General features: G+C 72.0%; 14 protein-coding genes. 7 read left to right on the top strand and 7 right to left on the bottom strand.

Translation table 11 applies throughout. From position 1 onward, the window contains the following. Window positions 1-42: 42 nt before the first annotated feature. The gene (locus ACQP1V_RS01345; RefSeq protein ID WP_433417997.1) at window positions 43-924 is read left to right on the top strand and encodes an NAD(P)-dependent oxidoreductase; all 882 of its coding nucleotides are present in this window, start codon (window positions 43-45) and stop codon (window positions 922-924) included. 33 nt (window positions 925-957) lie between these two features. Here the strand turns inward: ACQP1V_RS01345 and ACQP1V_RS01340 are convergent, their stop codons facing one another. Next, the gene (locus ACQP1V_RS01340) at window positions 958-1,602 is read right to left on the bottom strand and encodes a hypothetical protein (protein ID WP_387417327.1); all 645 of its coding nucleotides are present in this window, start codon (window positions 1,600-1,602) and stop codon (window positions 958-960) included. Window positions 1,603-1,674: 72 nt separating this feature from the next. Beyond that, window positions 1,675-3,951 carry a polysaccharide lyase 8 family protein gene (locus ACQP1V_RS01335; protein WP_433417995.1) on the bottom strand — a complete coding sequence of 759 codons (2,277 nt, stop codon included), beginning with the start codon at window positions 3,949-3,951 and terminating at the stop codon, window positions 1,675-1,677. A gap of 142 nt (window positions 3,952-4,093) precedes the next feature. On the opposite strand from ACQP1V_RS01335, the gene ACQP1V_RS01330 reads away from it, so the two are divergent. Beyond that, window positions 4,094-4,825 (top strand): ABC transporter ATP-binding protein, encoded by a 732-nt coding sequence (locus ACQP1V_RS01330; protein WP_433417992.1) that lies wholly within the window; start codon window positions 4,094-4,096, stop codon window positions 4,823-4,825. Beyond that, window positions 4,819-7,203 (top strand): FtsX-like permease family protein, encoded by a 2,385-nt coding sequence (locus ACQP1V_RS01325; RefSeq protein ID WP_433417989.1) that lies wholly within the window; start codon window positions 4,819-4,821, stop codon window positions 7,201-7,203. Before ACQP1V_RS01330 ends, ACQP1V_RS01325 begins: the two co-directional genes overlap by 7 nt. Here ACQP1V_RS01325 and ACQP1V_RS01320 read toward each other — a convergent pair. Both ACQP1V_RS01320 and ACQP1V_RS01315 read right to left on the bottom strand, forming a co-directional pair. Further along, window positions 7,189-9,858: a helix-turn-helix transcriptional regulator gene (locus tag ACQP1V_RS01320; protein WP_433417987.1), complete on the bottom strand. Its 2,670-nt coding sequence runs from the start codon at window positions 9,856-9,858 to the stop codon at window positions 7,189-7,191. The genes ACQP1V_RS01325 and ACQP1V_RS01320 overlap by 15 nt on opposite strands. 98 nt (window positions 9,859-9,956) lie before the next feature. After that, on the bottom strand, window positions 9,957-10,526 hold the full coding sequence (locus ACQP1V_RS01315) for a TetR/AcrR family transcriptional regulator (RefSeq protein WP_433417984.1): 570 nt from the start codon (window positions 10,524-10,526) through the stop codon (window positions 9,957-9,959). Between the two features lie 106 nt (window positions 10,527-10,632). Between ACQP1V_RS01315 and ACQP1V_RS01310 the strand changes: the two genes are divergently transcribed. Together ACQP1V_RS01310 and ACQP1V_RS01305 are read left to right on the top strand one after the other, a co-directional pair. Then, window positions 10,633-11,826: an FAD-dependent monooxygenase gene (locus tag ACQP1V_RS01310; protein ID WP_433417981.1), complete on the top strand. Its 1,194-nt coding sequence runs from the start codon at window positions 10,633-10,635 to the stop codon at window positions 11,824-11,826. Between the two features lie 68 nt (window positions 11,827-11,894). Next, the gene (locus tag ACQP1V_RS01305) at window positions 11,895-12,137 is read left to right on the top strand and encodes a hypothetical protein (protein ID WP_387417334.1); all 243 of its coding nucleotides are present in this window, start codon (window positions 11,895-11,897) and stop codon (window positions 12,135-12,137) included. Between the two features lie 31 nt (window positions 12,138-12,168). Here the strand turns inward: ACQP1V_RS01305 and ACQP1V_RS01300 are convergent, their stop codons facing one another. Together ACQP1V_RS01300 and ACQP1V_RS01295 are read right to left on the bottom strand one after the other, a co-directional pair. Further along, window positions 12,169-14,040 carry a CASTOR/POLLUX-related putative ion channel gene (locus ACQP1V_RS01300; protein ID WP_433417979.1) on the bottom strand — a complete coding sequence of 624 codons (1,872 nt, stop codon included), beginning with the start codon at window positions 14,038-14,040 and terminating at the stop codon, window positions 12,169-12,171. Between the two features lie 88 nt (window positions 14,041-14,128). Beyond that, window positions 14,129-15,037 (bottom strand): siderophore-interacting protein, encoded by a 909-nt coding sequence (locus ACQP1V_RS01295; RefSeq protein WP_433417976.1) that lies wholly within the window; start codon window positions 15,035-15,037, stop codon window positions 14,129-14,131. Between the two features lie 214 nt (window positions 15,038-15,251). On the opposite strand from ACQP1V_RS01295, the gene ACQP1V_RS01290 reads away from it, so the two are divergent. Beyond that, window positions 15,252-16,115 (top strand): DMT family transporter, encoded by an 864-nt coding sequence (locus ACQP1V_RS01290; protein ID WP_433417973.1) that lies wholly within the window; start codon window positions 15,252-15,254, stop codon window positions 16,113-16,115. On the opposite strand, the gene ACQP1V_RS01285 is transcribed toward ACQP1V_RS01290, so the two are convergent. Further along, a complete protein-coding gene (locus ACQP1V_RS01285) occupies window positions 16,057-17,175 on the bottom strand; it encodes an MGDG synthase family glycosyltransferase (RefSeq protein ID WP_433417970.1) in 1,119 nt (372 codons plus the stop codon). The genes ACQP1V_RS01290 and ACQP1V_RS01285 overlap by 59 nt on opposite strands. A gap of 21 nt (window positions 17,176-17,196) precedes the next feature. Between ACQP1V_RS01285 and ACQP1V_RS01280 the strand changes: the two genes are divergently transcribed. Then, on the top strand, window positions 17,197-17,976 hold the full coding sequence (locus ACQP1V_RS01280; RefSeq protein ID WP_387417339.1) for a polysaccharide deacetylase family protein: 780 nt from the start codon (window positions 17,197-17,199) through the stop codon (window positions 17,974-17,976). The last annotated feature ends 105 nt before the right edge of the window (window positions 17,977-18,081 follow it).

Raw genomic sequence — 18,081 nt, 5'->3', positions numbered from 1 at the left:
CGTACTTGAGCGCCCGGGGGGCCGGCGGCAAGCCTAATCGGCATGACTGACATCGGTATCGACAAGCCTCACCTCACCCTTCTCGGGCTCGGCGCCATGGGGACGGCGCTCGCCCGCGCCTGGCTCGCCGCCGGGCACCCGCTGACCGTGTGGAACCGTACGCCGGGCCGGGCGGAGCCGCTCGCCGCCGAGGGCGCGAAAGTCGCCGGTACGGCCGCCGAGGCGGTGGCCGCGAGCGACCTCGTGGTGGTCTGCCTGCTCGACGACGCCTCGGTCGGCGAGACGCTCGACGGCGCCGACCTCACCGGCAAGAACGTGGTCAACCTGACCACCGGCACGCCCGCCGAGGCCCGCGCCCGCGCCGAGTGGGCGGAGCAGCGCGGCGCCCGCTACCTGGACGGCGGCATCATGGCGGTCCCTCAGATGATCGGCTCCCCGGAGTCGGGCGGCTTCGTCTTCTACAGCGGCTCGCAGGCCGTCTTCGGCGACCATCAGCGGACGCTGGCCGTACCGGCCGGCACCAGGTACGTCGGCGAGGACCCCGGCTTCGCGGCTCTCCACGATGTGGCGCTGCTGAGCGCGATGACCGGGATGTTCGCCGGTGTCACGCACGCCTTCGCCCTGGTCCGCAAGGAGGACGTCGCGCCGGGGGACCTCGCGCCCCTGCTGGCCGAATGGCTCACGGCCATGACCGGGTACGCGTACGGCCTGGCCGGACACCTGGAGAGCGGCGACTACGCCAAGGGGGTGACCTCGAACCTGGCCATGATGGTCCAGGGCAACTCCACCCTGCTGGGAACGGCCACCGCGCAGGGAGTCAGCGCCGAGCTGCTGGCCCCGTTCACCACGTTGATGGAACGCCGCCTCGCCGACGGCCACGGCGACGAGGGGCTGGCCGGCCTGGTCGACATGCTCACCCGCTGACGCCGGACCGATCCGGCGCCAGCGGGGCGCGGATCAGAGCGCGCCGCTCTCGATCGCCTGCTTGAGAGCCGTCTGCAACTGCTGGTGGGCGGCGACGCCGTTCGTGGCGGCGAAGTCGATCATGTCATCGTCCGCCTCGAAGGTGAGATTCTCGGTGACCTTGGTCTTGCCGCCCTTCAGCTGGTTGAAAACGATCTTCTGGTGCGTGACGACGCCGGGGAAGGACCAGCTGTCCGTCTCGTAGTAGAGCTCCTTCTCGTGGAGGCGCTGCTGTGCGTGGGTCTTGCTGACGACCACCGTGCCCTCGTACGGGATCTCCTCGATGGCGGTGAGGTTGATGTTGCGGGTGCCCGCGCTACACCAGTCCTTGTGGGTGATGACCCGGCGCAGGAACGGGTTCATGCCGATGTGGTGGTTGAAGTCGGAGTACGCCGGGAAGACACGCGCGGCGGGCGCGTTGATCTCGATGGAGATGCTGCTCGTGACCCGGCGACGCCCGGAGCCCTCGGCGGGGGGCGTGGTGTCGGAGAAGTGGTAGGTGTCCCACGCGGTCTGCCACTCCTGGGCGATCGCGGCGTCGGCGTCCTGCGCGTTGGCGTGGGCAGAGCCGGTGAAGGCGGTGAGAAGGAAGGCGGCGGCGAGCGTCTGCGCCGCGGCACGTCGTGCGAGCTTCTTCACGAATACCCCAAGAAGAGACATCAGATGTGCGTGCTCTTCTATCACGAAATGATCTATAGCGGACCCCCCCGCCTACGGGTCCACAAGGCGGACGGTCACGGTGATGGAGCCGCCGTCGAGGTCGGCCAGCCGCCCGAAGCGGAGGATGAGCCGGGCCCCGGTCGCGGCGCCGTCCAGAAGCGGATGGCGGTCGAGCACCCCGGCCACCGGCCGGTCCCAGGTCAGGGTCAGCTCGTCCAGATCGCAGCGGGGGTCGGAGACGGTCAGCGCGGCGGTGCCGTCACCACGCTCCCTGACGAGGACCGCGCACGGAGCGGAGGCGGTCAGGCCGCCGGCGGTCCCGCCGGTCCAGAAGTTGACCGCCGTGATTCCGAGGGACGGCACCCGTACGGCCTGCGTCCGGGCGGTGTTGGCGAGCACCGCGACCCACGCCGGGTCGGCGGCGCGGGCCCGGGTGCGTTCCCGGCTCGCCCCCGGCAGGAGCAGGTACGCGTATCCGGCCGCGACCGGGTCCACGCCGTGGTCGAGCCACAGGGTCACATACGTCCGGGGTACCCCGCCGCGGCGCTCCTCGCGGAGCCGGCGCAGGCGCGCGCCGCCGTACAGGACGTAACCCGCGTGCCCCTCCAGGTGCGCCCAGCCCGCCCGGGCGTCCACGACGAGCGGGGCGTCGGTCCTGCGGTTGTCCACCACGGTCTCGACCGGGACGCCGTCCTCGGCGGTGATCCCGGCGCCCAGGCAGACCACCCCGTCGTCGAGGAAGAACCACGACTTGAACGCCTCAAGGCTGCTCTCCACGCCGTTCAGGTGCTGACCGACCGACGCGTACACGCCGTCGGTGGCGCCGCCGACCCAGCGGCCCGGCGGGCGGGTGGCGCCCCACGCCTCCCCGGCGCCGTCCGGGAGCCGCCGGGTGGACACGGTCGTCCCGGGCAGCCGGTACGGGTCCACGGTCGGCCAGAAGTGGTCGGAGTACTGGTCGCCGTGGCCCTCGGCCCACCAGTAGAGCATCCCGGAGCCGGTGTGCCAGCCGCGCGGGTTCTCGCCGTTGCCGTGTTCGTAGTGGCCGACGCGGTGGGAGGTCATGCTCAGCGCCGCGCACCAGCCGGGACGGCGGTGGACGGCGCGGGCGCTCGCCGGGAACAGCCGGTGTCCGGAGGGCTCGTCGGCCGCCGGGATCGCGTCGTCGGCCATGATCGTGGCCAGCCGGGCGTGGAACCCCAGGTCGGCGCGCTCGGCCGTCCTGAGCATGGAGACCGAGGTGTCCCGCAGCGCCCACCCCTTGACCATGGCCTGCCACCGCGCGCGTTCGGCGGCGGAGGCCGTCTCCCCCAGCAGCAGGATCGCCGCGGCGATCTCGCGCCCCTTCACGTGGTCGCCGTACGGCTGCCGGCCGACGCCCCGGCCGCGGACGAGGTCCATGCAGAACCCGTCATGGACGAACGGCACGAACGACCTCTCGACCGCGTCGAGCACGACCTGCCGGTGCGGGGCGGCGATCTCCCAGGGCGAGCCGCGCAGCACCGCGAACAGCGTCGCGAGGCCGGAGAGCAGCACCACGCCGTATCCGCCCTGGTAGGGGACGTACGTGTGCTGGATGAACGAGCCGTCCCGGTGGAAGCCGTCGCCTTCCCGCACGTACGGGAAGACCGGCGCGAGGGCGGCGACGGCGAGCGCGGCCCGGTCCGGGTCGGATCCGAGCACGGCGCGCAGCAGCGTCACCATGCACAGGTCCACCCGGTTGGCCCCGGTGCTGGTGCCGTCGTAGTCGTCCAGCAGGCGCTCGGGGACGAAGTGGTCCACCGCGTCCCCCAGAGCGGCGCTCTGCCGTGCGGTGAGGTGCGGGCCGATCAGGAGGGCGGCGTCCGGCAGCGCCTTCGGGACGCCGATCTGCCAGGTCCACCAGTTCCCGGCCGGGTCGGCGCCGTCGGCGTACACGTGCCGCCGGTAGTGGTCGATCCCGGTGGCGACGGCCGCGCCGAGCCCCGGGTCGCCGGTCAGCCCGGTCCCCGGCAGCGCGTACGCGCGGGCCATGGCGCGCAGCCGCGCCGGGGTGGTGGCGAAGGAGGGGAAGGCGAGGTCGGGCCAGAGTGACGAGGCGGTCGGCGTCATGGTGTCGCGGTGGCCGGCCGCCACCGTCCCGAGCGTCGCCAGCCGGTTCTGGTACGGCGCCGCCGCCGCGTCGAACCCCGACCCGGCGGTGACCTCCCGCCACCTGCGGCGCAGGAGGGCGAAGGCGTCCGCGTACCCGCGCTCGGTTCCGGTGTGGCCGGTGCACCCCGAGACCAACGCTCCCGCCGCGGCGATACCGCTGAGCTGCAGAAATAATCGCCGCGGATATCCGTTCACGCGTAGATTGTCACGCGAAAATCACTCCCATGCCGTCACAGGCGCTGGTCACATGTCCGATACCGGGCCGACAGCCGCCTCCGTAGCGTTCCGATCACGGGGAACATCTTGACCTGAACGGAAGCGAATCACCGTGAAACTCATGGAACGCCTGCACACCACTGTGGAACTGGCGTCAGTCACCAAGCACTACAGCCACGGGGTCACGGCGCTCGACAACGTGACGATCGGATTCCATCACGGCACCTTCACCGCCGTGATGGGACCTTCCGGATCGGGCAAGTCGACCTTGCTGCAGTGCGCCGCGGGCCTGGACAAACCCACGTCGGGGCACGTCGTGGTGGACGGCAGGGATCTGACCCGGCTGAGCGAGCGGAAGCTGACGCTGTTACGGCGTGACCGGATCGGGTTCGTGTTCCAGTCCTTCAATTTGCTGCCGTCGCTGACCGCGGCGCAGAACGTCGCCCTGCCGTTACGCCTGGCGGGTCGCCGCCCGGATCCCGAACTCGTCGAGCAGAGCCTGGCCTCCGTCGGACTCGCCGACCGGGCGGCGCACCGTCCGGCCGAGCTGTCCGGAGGGCAGCAGCAACGGGTGGCCATCGCGCGGGCGCTGGTCACCCGGCCCGCCGTACTCTTCGGTGACGAGCCGACCGGCGCCTTGGACACCAACACCAGCCGGGATGTGCTGCGCCTGCTGCGCTCCCTGGTCGACAAACAGGCGCAGACCATCGTGATGGTCACCCACGACCCCGCCGCGGCCGCCTACGCCGACCGGGTGCTGTTCCTGGCCGACGGCCGGGTCTGCGGCGAGCTGGCCGACCCCACACCCGAGGCCGTCGCCTCCCGGATGTTGACGCTGGAGGAGTCGTGCTGAGCATCGCCCTGAGCACTCTGCGTACCCGCCTGACCTCCTTCATCGGCACATTCGTCGCGCTCGCCCTCGGCGCGGCGCTGATCGCCGCGATGGGCCAGGTACTGGACACGACGGTCGGCTCACCCGACCGGGCCCCGCAGCGGTACGCCTCCGCCCCGGTCGTGGTGGTGCCGGACAACCGGCTGACCGTCGGCACCTGGCAGGGCGAACAGAGCGCTCCGCTCGCCGAGCCGCGCGGACTGCCCGACGAGCTCGTCGCCCGCTTTCCCGACGCGGTCGTGGACCGCGCCTTCCCCGCCCGGCTCGTCGACGGCCCGGACTCCACAGGACGGCCCTGGTCCGCTTCCCGTACGGCACCGCAGAAGCTCATCCAGGGGAGGGCCCCGAAGACCGGCAATGAGATCGTGGTGAGTGCGGGCGCCCAGGTCGGCCTGAAAGTCCGGGTCGTCACGGCCGGCGGCGTCCGGCCGTACACCGTGGTGGGTGTGACGACCGCGCCGTCCACGGTGTTCTTCACCGACGCGGAGGCGGCGACGCTGTCTCCGCGGATCGACGCGCTCGCCCTGTGGCATCCGGTGCCCAGCGTGGGGGGCGGGGCCAGGGTGCTCACCGGACAGGACCGCGCGCTGGTCGATCCCACGCGTGTGAGCGACGGGCGTGCCCGCGACAACGCCAACACGATCGTCGGCATCGCGGCCGGCTTCGCCGTCTTCATCGCCGTCTTCGTGGTCTCGTCGACGTTCGCCTTCGCGGTGGCGCAGCGGCGGCGGGAATTCGCGCTGCTGCGCACGGTGGGCGCGACCCGCCGCCAGGTGCGGTGGATGCTGTACGGCGAGGCCGGGATCGTCGCGGTCATCGCCTCCGCGGTCGGCGCGGTGGCCGGGCCGTTCGCTGCGGGGCCGATCCTGGACTGGCTGGTCGGCCTGGGAATGGCGCCTGCGTGGCTGGTACCGAGCACCGCTGCCTGGCCCTCCGTCGTCGCTTTCTGCACCGGTGTGGCGGTTGCCGTGTCCGGTGTGGCGGCCGCCGCCAGGAGAGCAGGTCGGGTGCATCCGGCCGAGGCGATGCGCGAAGCCGCGATCGAAGACCGGGGGATGGGCTGGGGCCGCTGGGCGGCGGGTGCTGTCCTGTTCTGTGCCGCGCTGATCAGCATGGGCGTGACCGCCGTCACCGACCCCACCGGGGCCACGAACAACAAGTCCTTCATGCCGATCGTGATGCTGCTGATCGTCGCCGCCGGACTGCTCACCCCCGCGGTCGTACGGCCGGTCACGCGGCTGCTCGCGGTACCTCTGGGGCGGTTGCGTGGAGCGGGTGGCACCGTGGTGCCTGCGGCCGCCGCCGCCTCCACCAGGCAGACCGCCGCCACCGTGGCCCCTGTCCTGATCGCCGTGGGCCTGGCCGCCGCGCTGCTCGGGGCGGCCGCGATGACCGACACCGCCAAGGCCGCGATGCAGGCCCGTCCAGTGCTCGCCGATTATCTGGTCTTGCCCACCGGTACGGCGGGCCTGGACCGGCAGCTCGTCGAACGGCTGCGCGCCGTCCCCGGCGTGGATGTCGCCACCACCACTCCGACCAGCGTCTACACCCTGGAGGGAGCCACCGCGCTCATCCAGAGGCCGGCGGAGGCCGTCGATCCGGCCAAGCTCCCCGCCATGCTGGACCTGCCGTTGATCGCGGGTTCGCTCTCCGATCTCGATGACCACGGCATCGTGGTCTCGGAAACCTGGGAGCTGAGCCTTGGCGACACCGCCGAACTGTGGCGCGCGGACGGCAGTGAAGTCTCACTGAAGGTGGTCGGACTGCTCGGGGCCGACGCCCCGGCCGACTCCTACATCTCCCCGGCCCACGCCTTCTCCGCTCCGGTGACGACGGCCTACGTCAAGCTGCGTCCGGGCACCTCTCGGGAGACGGCCGAAACCCTGCTGGAGAAGGCCACGGCGGGGCACAACGCGCGGGCTGTCACCACAGGCGAGTGGGCGGCCGACGCCGCCGACCGCCGCGGCTCCGCCAGCCGTCTCGGGCTGCTCGTGGTCCTTGGCATCATCCTCGCCTACACCGCGATCGCGCTGGTCAACACCCTGCTGATGGCCGCCTCCGACCGCACCGCCGAACGTGGGGCGCTGCGGCTCCTCGGCGCGACCCGGGGCCAGCTCCTGCGATATGTGGCCGGAGAGGCGCTGCTGGTCGTCGCGATCGGAGTGATCGTCGCGAGTGGCGTGGCCGTTGTCGCCCTGGCCGGGCTGTGGGCCTCGCTGGTCCAGATCGCCGGGCCGATCGCGATCACCTTGCCGTGGCCCGCCGTCGGCGCGGTGGTGGGAGGCTGCGTCGCCCTGGCGACGTTCGCCTCGCTGGCGGGAACGCTACGACGCGCCTAGTTCCAGCCTGGCCAGCTCGACCCTGGAGGAGACGCCAAGCTTGGGGAAGACGCGGTAGAGGTGGTAGCTCACGGTCTTGGCGCTGATGAAGAGTCTGGCGCCGATCTCCCTGTTCGTCAGACCCGTGGCCGCCAGCCGTACGATCTGCAACTCCTGCGGCGACAGGTCGGCCTGCTTGTCGGCGTCCGCGGAGGCGACCACCGCCTCTCCGGCTGCGCGCAACTCGGCGCTCGCCCTGTCACCCCAGGGTCGGGCGCCGAGACGGTGGAAGGTCTCCGTCGCGGCCCGCAGGTAGGTACGCGCCTCGCGCTTGCGGCGCTCGCGGCGCAGCCACTCGCCGTAGAGCAGCTCGGTCCTGGCTCGCTCGAAGGGGCGCGCGTGCGACCTCAGGGCGGCCAGATAGTGCTCCTCTCTCGACTCCAGCAGGGCCAGGCAGCGGTGCAGCACGGCGTCCGACCAGTCAAGGCGGGCCGCGGCCGCCCACTCCTCGAACCGTGCCATCGGCTTCTTCGCCCGTTCGGGCTCCCCGGCCCGCACCGCGGCTTCGACCTGGTCGGCGGCGAAATGAACCGCCTGGATCTGGTGGCGTACCGGACCGGCCATCGCCCCCTCCAGGCGGTCGAGCGCCCGCGTGTGACGGCCACGACTCAAGTCGAGCAGCGCCAGCGCCCACTCGCCCCAGGCCGTTCCGTTGGCGATCCCGGTGATGCTGAAGTGGTCGGCGCAGGACGCGGCCAGCTCGGCGCAGCGAGCATCGTCACCCTGGACGGCGGCGAGCCAGGCGAGGATGCCCGTCAGGTAGCCGGCCCGGTGGGGCTGGCCGACGTCCGAGGCGATCCGCAGCCCTTCGGTGGCGTCGGCGAGCGCGCCGCGGAACCGGTTCAGGTAGAGCTCGGCGGAGGCGAGCGTCACGTAGCTGATCGGGAGCCATCCGGTCATGCCCAGGGTCCGGCACTCCTCCACGAGCGCGGAGGAGATCTCCCGCTGCGCCTCGAAATCGCCGACCAGGCCGGCCACGAACGCGCCGTTGATCCGCAGCTGGTAGCCCTCCCGGTCGATCCGCCTGGCATCGTCCACCAGGGGGCGCATGGCGGGCAGGCCCTCGGTGGGTCCGCGGTTGAGGGATTCTGCCGCGGCGGCGACGGCGTCGACCGCGGTTTCCAGGCCGTCTTCCGGACGCAGTCGCAGCGCGCGCAATCCTGCGGCCACGTCCTGGAGGCGTTCCGGATCACTGAGCTGCCAGGCGTTGCGACCCGCGTCGACGAGCATCAGCCCGGCCGCCACCGGATCGAGTTCGGCGACGCGTTCTGCGCCCGAGACCAGGAGGTCGTGAGCAATGTGGACGGAGCCGCGTTCGAAGGCCACCCTGGCACGCAGATCGGCCAGCCGGGCCATGGCGCGCGGGTCGTCGACGAGGCGGGACGCCCGCTCGGCCAGCCCCTGTGCCCGCTCGGGCCGACCGGCGTCGGCCGCCGCCACGGCGGCCTCGGTCAGGCGCGTGGCCAGCTTTTCCCGATCGGTGGTGAGCTCGGCGGCCCGCTCGAGCGCCGCCGCGGCGGCCGCGTGGCCGTGCCGTTCTCTGGCTCGTGCCGCGGTGCGCTCCAGCGCGGACGCGGCGCGCTCATCGGGGCCGACCGCTGCCGCGGCCAGGTGCCAGGCCTGCCGGTCCTCATGGTCGTGGAGGACGTCCACGAGAACCCGATGTACGGCGAGACGCTGGTCGAACGGCGCGGCGTGGAGGGCGGCCGCGCGCATCAGCGGATGCGCGAATGTGACCGTTCCACCATCCGGCGAGAGGATGCCTTCCGCGGCGCCGAGTGCCTCCGCTCCGATGCCCAGCCGCTCCGCCGCGCGCAGCACGACGCCCAGATCTCCGGTGCCCTCGACCGCGGCGAGCAAGAGCATCGTCCGGGCATTCGGTGGCAGCGCCGCGATGCGGGCCTCATACGCCTCCTGGATCCGGCGTGGCAGGGGCAGCGGCTTGAGCGGATCTCCCGTACGGGGTAGTTCGATCAGCGCAAGTGGGTTGCCCCGGCTCTCCCCGAGCACCCGGGCCCTGGTCGCGTCCGCCAGTCCCGGATCCCGGTCGTCCAGCAGCGCTGCCGCGGCCTCGGCGTCCAGCGGATCGAGCCTGCGCTCCGGCAGGCCGGGTGCGCTGAACCCCTCGCGCGTGGCGAAGACGAGCACGATCCCCTCGGCGTCAAGGCGTCTCGCGGCGAACAGCAGCGCGTCGGCGGACGCCTGATCCAGCCAGTGGGCGTCGTCCACCAGGCAGAGGACCGGCCCCTCTTCCGCGGCCTCCGCCAGCAGGGAGAGCGTGGCGAGGCTGATGAGGAAACGATCATGGCCCGCTCCCCCGCCAAGCCCCAGCGCACCCTTGAGCGCGTCGGACTGCGGTTCGGGCAGTGTCGCCACGCGGGCCAGCTCCGGCCGCAGCAGCTGGTGCAGGGCCGCGAACGGCAGCTCGGCCTCGGTCTCCACGCCGGTGCTGCGCAGGATCCGGAACCCCTCGGCCCTCTCCACGGCATGGCCGAGGAGGGCCGTCTTGCCGATGCCCGGGTCGCCCCAGATGACCACGGCCCCGCTGCGCCCGGCCCGCGCGCCGTCCAGGAGATCCTCGATGGCGCGCTGGTCGTGTTCTCTGCCCCTAAGCATGATCCGCAATGTAGCGAGGCAGGACACGGCAGGAGGACCGGGGGCCGGGGGCGTCCAACGCGGTTCCGGGGCAGCGGTTCCGGGCGAGCGCTTCCGGATCAGCGGGCGAAGCCCGCGGCGACGGCTCTGATGGCCGCGGCGAGGTCGCGGCCGGTGGGCGCGTGCTCGGGGTCGATCAGCCACTGCGACAGCAGGCCGCTGAGCAGCGTCTGGTAGAGCCGGCCGGTCACGCGGAGCGTCTCGGGGTCGGCGTCCGGGTCGAACATCTCGGCGAGGCCGTACCGCGCCTCCTCCAGGCCGGTGCCGAAGGCCTCGCGCATCTCCGGCAGGTGGTCGAGCTGGGTGATCACCTCGAACTGGGTGGCCCACAGCGGCCTCCGCTCGACGAACGAGCCGACCACCCGCTCCCAGATCGCCTCGAACCGCTCCTGTGAGCCGGGGCGCATGCCGGTGTCCGTGCCGAGCGCACGCTCCAACTCGTCGCCCCACTCGCGCATGGTGTCGACGAGCGCCTCGTTGAGCAGGGCCTTCGTGGACCGGAAGTGGTAGCCGATGGAGGCCAGGCTGGTGCCGGACGCCGCCGCGATGTCGCGCGCGGTGGTGCGCGTGTACCCCTTCTCGTAGAGGCAGCGCTTGGCTCCGGCGAGCAGGTCTTCGCGATTTCCCATGGCGATCAGACTACCCCATCGTCTGAGACATTTGTACTAGACATCCTTCTGAGACATCTGTACAGTCGATCACATCGGCCCCCACCGAATCCCCCGAGGAGTTCCCATGAAGACGGTCCTGATCTCCGGCGCCAGCATCGCCGGCCCGACGCTCGCGTACTGGCTCAGCGAGTACGGCTTCGCGCCGACGGTGGTCGAGCGCGCCCCCGCCCTGCGGGACGGCGGCTACAAGGTCGACATCCGGGGCGCCGCCCTCGACGTGGTGGAGCGGATGGGCCTGCTGCCGCGGATCGAGGCGCTCAGCACGGACATGAAGGTCGCCCACTTCGTGGACGCCGATGGCAAGCGGGTCGCCAGCATGGACGCCGCGCTGTTCGGCGGCCGTGAGAACACCGACGTCGAGATCATGCGCGGCGACCTCGGCAGCCTCCTCCACGAGGCGACCGCCGACCGCGTGGAGTACGTCTTCGACGACTCGATCACCTCGCTGACCGAGACCGAGGACGGCGTGCTCGTCACCTTCGAGCGCGGCCCGTCACGCGTGTTCGACCTGGTCGTCGGCGCCGACGGGCTGCACTCGAACGTGCGCCGGCTGGCCTTCGGCGAGGAGGGCCGGTTCACCCGCGACCTCGGCCACCACATCTCGATCTTCACGGTGCCCAACCACCTGAACCTGGACCGCGTCGAGATGGGCCGCGCCGAGCCCGGGGCGTCCGCCCTCATGTACGCCACGGCCCGCGCCGCCGACGCCCGCGCGATGTTCCTCTTCGCCTCGGACGGCCTCACCGCCGACCGGCACGACATCGAGGGCCAGAAGAAGGTGGTCGCCGAGCGGTTCGCCGACCACGGCTGGGAGGTGCCGCGACTCCTCGGCGCCATGGCGGACGCGCCCGACTTCTACTTCGACTCGCTCAGCCAGGTCCACATGGACACCTGGTCCAAGGGGCGGGTCGTCCTGGTGGGCGACGCCGCATACTGCGCGTCCCCGGCCTCGGGGCAGGGCACCAGCCTCTCCCTCGTCGGCGCGTACGTGCTGGCCGGGGAGCTGGCCGCCGCGTCCGGCGACCATGTCGCCGGCTTCGCCGCGTACGAGCGCGAGCTGCGGCCCTTCGTCGCGGCCAACCAGGCCCTGGCCGAGAGCAACCTCAAGGGGATGGTCATGAAGTCGGCGTTCCAGATGCGGTTCCAGATGTTCATGCTGCGCCTGCTGCCCCACCTGCCCGGATCCGCCGGCATGGCCGAGCGCGTGACGGCCAAGATCCACGAGGCGGCGACCTCGATCTCCCTGAAGTCCTACTGAGCCCGGCACGCGCGTGGCCCGGATCTGTGCGGGTAGTGGCGCTGCATGAGGTCCGAGGAGGGGTGGCCATGGCTGAGCGTGCCGCGCTTGAGGAGATGCGGAAGGTCCTGGACGAGGTCTTCCATGACCGCGAGCGGGCCACCCGCCGCGAGGTCTACGCCTCGGCGTCCGCCCGGGTGAGCCTGCCGGCCGACATGCTCACGCATCTGAACGAGATGCCCGACCGCAGCTACAGCCGCCAGGAGATGGTGGACGCCATCAACAAGGTCATCGAGAGCCGCGGCGAACAGGACGTGCTCGGACTGCTCTGACCGGCCTCATCCGCGGCACACCGTTCACGGTTCAGTCCTCGGCGACGACGATGACGTGGTCGCCCTCGCCCAGGACCAGCGGCACACCCTTGGGCGGGTTGAGCGTCACGCCGTAGGCGGGCGGCTCGTCACTGAGCCGGCCCCGGCGGTACCCGATCGCGACCTCTCCCCTGCGCCGCGCCGACTCGATGACGGTCGCGAAGTTCGCCTCCACGCCCGGCCGCACGTAGTCCACGGCGGGTTTGAGATAGACCTCCGACCCCGCCGGATCGAACAGGTCGGCGAAGACGGCGTACAGGTCGCGGTTCTCGGCGAGCTGGGTCAGCAGCAGGCAGATCAGCTTGCTGCTGACGATGAAGTCGTCCGCCTTGGTGACCTGGGCGATCTCGCGGTTGTTGTCGTCGTTCATCTCCGTGACGATCGAGTACGGATCGCCCAGCCGCACCTCGATGTCGCGCAGGTGGAGCAGCGTGACCAGCGTACGGTCGTCGGCCCGGTCCGGATCGACGCCGTCGTTCGAGAGCACCACGATGTGCTGGTACGACCCCAGGTCGAGCGCCTCCAGCGACCGCCTGCTGGTCGGCTCGCACATCTTGTAGCCGACCACCAGGTTCTGCCGCTCGCTCTCCACCGCGGGCACGGGACGGTGGGGCGCGGCGACGTCCACCACCGAGCCGGGCGGGGCGAGCCGGTCCAGCAAATCGATGATCTTGGTGGCGCGGGCGTTCCAGCCGATCAGCAGCGTACGGTCCGGCACCGGCTCCCGCTCCGGCGCGGTGGTGATCACGTCCTCGATGATGGGGAACGGTCGGCCGGCCAGGCGGATGAGCAGGTCGTCCTCGGCGACCACGATCATGCTGTCGCCGGCCTCGATCGGGGTTTCGGGCGGCGGGTTGACCATCACCGGCCCGCCGGCCTTGTGCACCCCGATCGGCACCCCCAGCTCGTACGCGTTGAGCACCTCGCCGTACTTGCTGCCCACCAGCGCGGGCTCGGGCCGGAAGTAGATCTCGTTTCCGGCGAAATTCAGCAGGTCGGTGCAGACCGTGGACAGGCCGGCCTGGCGGTGCGACTGGACGACCATGCGGACCGTGATGTCGTCGGCGTCGATCACGAGCGCCGACTCCCCGGCGGCGAGCCGGGCCGCCGCGAGGTTCTCGGAGTCCTGGACGGCGGCCACGATGTGCGGGTGGGCGCCGCGCCACGGCCGGTTGTTCAGCAGCAGAAGGACCTTGATGACGTCGATGTCGGCGTCCTCGACCTGCGGCGGCATCACCATGATCGATTTCGCCGTGTCCGGGCTGACGAGTTCGAGGTCCGCCTTCTTGAGCGGGTTGCCGGAGCGGCAGATGACCCGGGTGTGGCCGGTGTCGGGCACCCGCATCCGGATCTGGTCCTCCATGGCGACCTTGTCACGGTCGGCGAGGACCACCACGCACGAGCGGCGGGCGCTCTGGTTGGCCGTCACCAGCTCGCCGATCACCGTGAAGACCTGCTCCGACCAGCCCAGGATGATCGTGTGCCCGTGCTCGACGAGCTGGGAGCGGCCCTTGCGCAGCTCGGCGATCCGCGCGTCCAGGCCGGTGGTGAGCACACCGATGAGGGCGCTGACGATGAAGATGCCGCCGACCGTGACAGCGAGCATCAGGCCCAGGAAGACCGGGCTACCGGTGTCGCCGCCCATCGTGCCCGGGTCGAGCGTGCGCAGCAGGCTCATCCACGCCACGCCGATCCAGCCGTTGTTGTCCTCGGCGTCCTCGTCGGTGAAGACCACGATCAGGACCGTGACCACCGCGATCAGCGCGACCGAGGCGAGCCCCAGCCAGCCGATCAGCGCGGGGGTGCCCCGGTCCATCGTGCCGTCGAACCAGTACCGCACGCGGGTCCGCAAACTCTCCAGCACCCGTCACGCTCCCCGCCGTCCGCCCATCCCCTCCACCCGAACCACACTAAACGCCGCGGATCAGATCAGAAGGAACATAGCAATGGGCTCAATCGTGCTCGGGCGCCCCCTGCCGCCAGTAGCCCATGAAGGCGACGCACGAGCGATCCACGCCCAGCTCCCGCACCAGGTGGCGGCGCAGCTCGCGGACCACGCCCATCTCACCGGCCAGCCAGGCGTAGAAGCCGCCGGACGCCCGCTCGGGCACGTCCCAGAGGCGCTCAGGAGACTCGTCGCCGGGGCCGTCGCCGGACTCCTCGCCCCGCTCCGGCCCGCCCGCCGCGACCCCGAGTTCCCGTACGGCGTCGCGCACGGCGGGGATCAGCAGCTCGCCGTGCGGCGCCGTACCGCGGGGCAGCCAGGCGACCTCGACGTTCGGCGTGACACGCAGGTCGAGGACGTCGCCGGGGCCGGGCACCTCCAGGAGCACCCGGACGGCGGCGGAGTCGCCGAGGGTCTCGGCGATCGCGGAGACGGCGGGGACGGCGGTCTCGTCCCCCACCAGCAGCAGCCGGGTCGCGCCGGCCGGCGGCGCCCACTCGACCCCGACCGGCGGGCCGGAATACCGCGCGTCGGGGCCGACGATGACCACGGAGCTGCCCGGACGCGCCTGCGCCGCCCACCGGGAGGCGACCCCCACGGGTCCGTGCAACGCGAAGTCGACGTCCAGCTCGCGGTGCCGGCCAGGAGCCTCGCGCAGGGCACGCACGGTGTAGGTGCGGATCGGGTTCTTCCTGTCTTCCGGGAGATCGCGCCAGATCGGAAACCAGTCCGGCCCGGTGGGGAAGGCGTCCAGCCCGGCGTCCGGCAGCGGCACCACGACCTTGACCCGCTGGTCGTACCCGTCGTGCCCGAACCCGGACAGCTCCTCACCCGCGAACGTGACCCGTACGAAGGTCGGGCTGAGCCGCTCGGTACGGGCGACGTGCAGGCGGAACGGCCGATAGGCGACGGTCATGGGGCCTCCATCAACTTAGGCATGCCTAACTTTGCTTAGGCTAACCTAGCCTGCCACGATCAGGCCAGGAGAAGATCGGCCAAGCGGCAGGCAAGGCCGAGTCGCGGCCGCGCCCCGACCGGCGTGGAACCCTTGCGCGGGGTCCGGGTTCCCCGATGCTCGGCCCTATGACCACCATCGACGGACAGCACGCCCCCCTGAAGGCCGGGCGCCGGTGATCGCGGTGCTCCTGGCCGTGCTCGCGGCGGCCTGCAACGCCCTCTCGTCGGTGTTGCAGCGCCGGGCGGCGCGCACCGCGCCCCAGAGCGACGCCTTCAAGCTGGTGCTGCTGTGGGACATGATGCGCAAACCGGTCTGGCTGAGCGGCATCGTCGCTTTGATCGGCGGCTTCCTCCTCCAGGCCAGCGCCCTCAATTTCGGGACGCTCGCGCTGGTGCAACCGCTGCTCATCACGGAGCTGCCGTTCACCATGCTGATCATCTGGTTGATGTACCGGATCAAGCTGAACTGGAGCCTGTGGCGGGCCATCATCGCCCTCACCATCGGGCTGGCGGTCCTGCTCGCCTCCGCGAGCCCCGGACACGGGACCCGGGCTCCGGACGCCGCCGACTGGGTCATCGTCACGGTGGTGTGCGGCGCCATCCTGGCGTACCTCATCGCGACGGCGAAGATCACCCAGGGCTCGCGGCGGGCGGCCCTGCTCGGGACCGCCTCCGGCCTCGGCTTCGCCTTCACCGCGGCGCTGATGAAGGAGAGCACCCGCCTCTTCAACTCCGAGGAAGCCCATCTGCTGACCACGTGGCCGGTGTACGCCATGGTCGCGGCCGGCGTTTTCAGCGTCTACCTGCTGCAGAACGCCCTGCAGAGCGGCAACCTCGTCGTCGTCCAGCCGACGCTCAACATCTCCGACCCCGTGGCGAGCATCGGCCTCGGCGTCGCGCTCTTCGGCGAGACCATCCGGCTGGGCGGCTGGATCGCGGCCGAGCTGATCGGCGTCGGCCTGATCTTCTACGGCAGCGTCAAGCTGGCCCAGTCGCCGCAGATCCGCCAGGGAGACCTGATGGCACTACCGGAGTGAAGAACGACTCGGCGGGCGCGGCGGCGAACAGCGCCGCGGCGGCGGCCGCGTGCCGCTCCCTCCCGCCCGGCGTCCCGATCCGGTCGAGCGCGGCGAGCAGCTCCCCGGCGTCCCGGGCGTACACGCTCAGCCCGGCCCGCGCCATCGCCAGCGCGCCGTCCCGCCCATGCCCCGGGATCGGCAGGAAGGAGACCACCGGCACTCCCGACGCCATCGCCTCCCGGCAGGTCAGCCCGGCCGCGTTGTCCACCAGCGCGTACGCCCCGGCCAGCAGGCCGGGCATGTCGGCGCACCAGCCGAGCGCGGTCGCCGACCGCCCCAGACGGCGGGCGAGGCGGCGGCGCAGTTCGTCGTTGCGCCCGCACAGGACGACGGGCGCGTAACGGCCGGAGCGGGCCAGGATCCGGGCCGTCCGCTCGACACCGCCCACCCCCCAGGCCCCCGCGGACACCAGCACCGTGCGCGTGACGCCGTCCCCCGGAGCCGCCGCCGGGTGCTCCAGGAACTCCGGCCGGACGAGCGGGGCGTGCGCGTGGGCGGGCCGCCCGGTCGCCGCCCGCACCGCACGCGCGCTCGCCGGGTCGGGGCAGAGATATCGGTCGTTCCCCGGGTGCAGCCAGAGCCGGTGCGCCGCGAAGTCGGTGAGCAGCACGGTGCTCGGCACCGGCAGCAGGCCGCGGGCCCGCAGGTGCCCGGCCGCCTGCGCGGCGAGATGGAACGCCGACACGACCTCGTCCGGCCTCCGGCGCCGCAGCAGCCGCAGCAGCCGGACCGCGACCAGCGCGGTCATGGGAGACACGCCCCCCGGCCCGCCGCGCGGCACGAAGAAGGCCCGATAGATCAGCTCGTACGCCCACGGGGCCGAGCGCATCATCCAGCCGTACCCGCCGCGTAGCGCCGCCCCCAGTCGCAGCGGCAGCAGGTCGAGCACGTCGGCCACCTCGGCGTCCACGCCCCGCGCGCAGAGCCGCCGGGCCAGCTCGGCCGCGGCGGCGTCGTGCCCCGCGCCCATGCTCGCGCTGAGGATCAGGACCGCACGCCGGGCGGCGTGACCTGTCAAAACGCGGGAACCAGGAGAAAGGTGAGGATTGACACCCGCGGAGTGGCCACCCTGGCCGGGCTGGCCCTGCTGCACGTCGGCCCCGCCGCCACCTGGCTGCCCGCCGTACGACGGCTGACGCCCCGCCTGGCCGGCGTCGGCGCGGACGGTCACGTGGCGCTGACCTTCGACGACGGCCCCGACCCGCGCTCCACGCCGCGCTTCCTGGACGAGCTGGAGCGGCTCGGCTGCCGGGCGACGTTCTTCGTGCTCGGCGAGATGCTCGACCGCCATCCCGGGCTCGGCCGCCGCATCGCCGAGCACGGCCACGAGGTCGCCGTCCACGGGTGGCGCCACGACAACGCGCTGCTCGCCCGGCCGGGCCGCATGACAATCGAGCTGGCCCGGGCCGCCGAACTGGTCGCGGCCGTGACGGGGAGGCCTCCCGCCTGGTACCGGCCGCCCTACGGCGCGCTCAGCGCCGAGACGCTGGTCGCGGCCCGGCTCCTGGGGCTGCGGCCGGTGCTGTGGACCGCGTGGGGCCGGGACTGGACGCCCACGGCGAGCCCGGACTCCGTGGTGGCCGCCCTGGCCCCCGGGCTGCGCGGCGGTGCCACCCTCCTGCTGCACGACACCGACCACACCGCGGCGCCGGGCTGCTGGCGGTCGGCGCTGGGCGCGCTGCCCCGGCTGGTCGCGGCCTGCCGGGCAGCCGGCCTGCGGGTCGGGCCCCTGCGGGACCACGGCATCTCGCACGGCGAATTCCCCTCCCAGCATTCCGGCAATTTGAAACAACGGGCCAGGCAAACAAATAGCCGGTGAATTGTCAGAAAAACCGCCGCGTGTCCGGACAACAAATATTCGCCCAGCTTATGCACGGCAAACCCCAATGACCCGAGAGTCCGCGTTTATGGCTGCCCACGACGG

This window comes from Microtetraspora malaysiensis, from assembly GCF_050947145.1.
Lineage (GTDB): Bacteria > Actinomycetota > Actinomycetes > Streptosporangiales > Streptosporangiaceae > Microtetraspora_A > Microtetraspora_A malaysiensis.
The sequence above is the reverse complement of the archived record's forward strand: the minus strand, read 5'-3'. Positions and strand labels throughout refer to the sequence as shown.

Coding starts and splice junctions, on each gene's coding strand:
- ACQP1V_RS01345 (WP_433417997.1), top strand. CDS start 43: ATGACTGACATCGGTATCGACAAGCCTCACCTCACCCTTCTCGGGCTC.
- ACQP1V_RS01330 (WP_433417992.1), top strand. CDS start 4,094: ATGGAACGCCTGCACACCACTGTGGAACTGGCGTCAGTCACCAAGCAC.
- ACQP1V_RS01320 (WP_433417987.1), bottom strand. CDS start 9,858: ATGCTTAGGGGCAGAGAACACGACCAGCGCGCCATCGAGGATCTCCTG.
- ACQP1V_RS01315 (WP_433417984.1), bottom strand. CDS start 10,526: ATGGGAAATCGCGAAGACCTGCTCGCCGGAGCCAAGCGCTGCCTCTAC.
- ACQP1V_RS01310 (WP_433417981.1), top strand. CDS start 10,633: ATGAAGACGGTCCTGATCTCCGGCGCCAGCATCGCCGGCCCGACGCTC.
- ACQP1V_RS01305 (WP_387417334.1), top strand. CDS start 11,895: ATGGCTGAGCGTGCCGCGCTTGAGGAGATGCGGAAGGTCCTGGACGAG.
- ACQP1V_RS01295 (WP_433417976.1), bottom strand. CDS start 15,037: ATGACCGTCGCCTATCGGCCGTTCCGCCTGCACGTCGCCCGTACCGAG.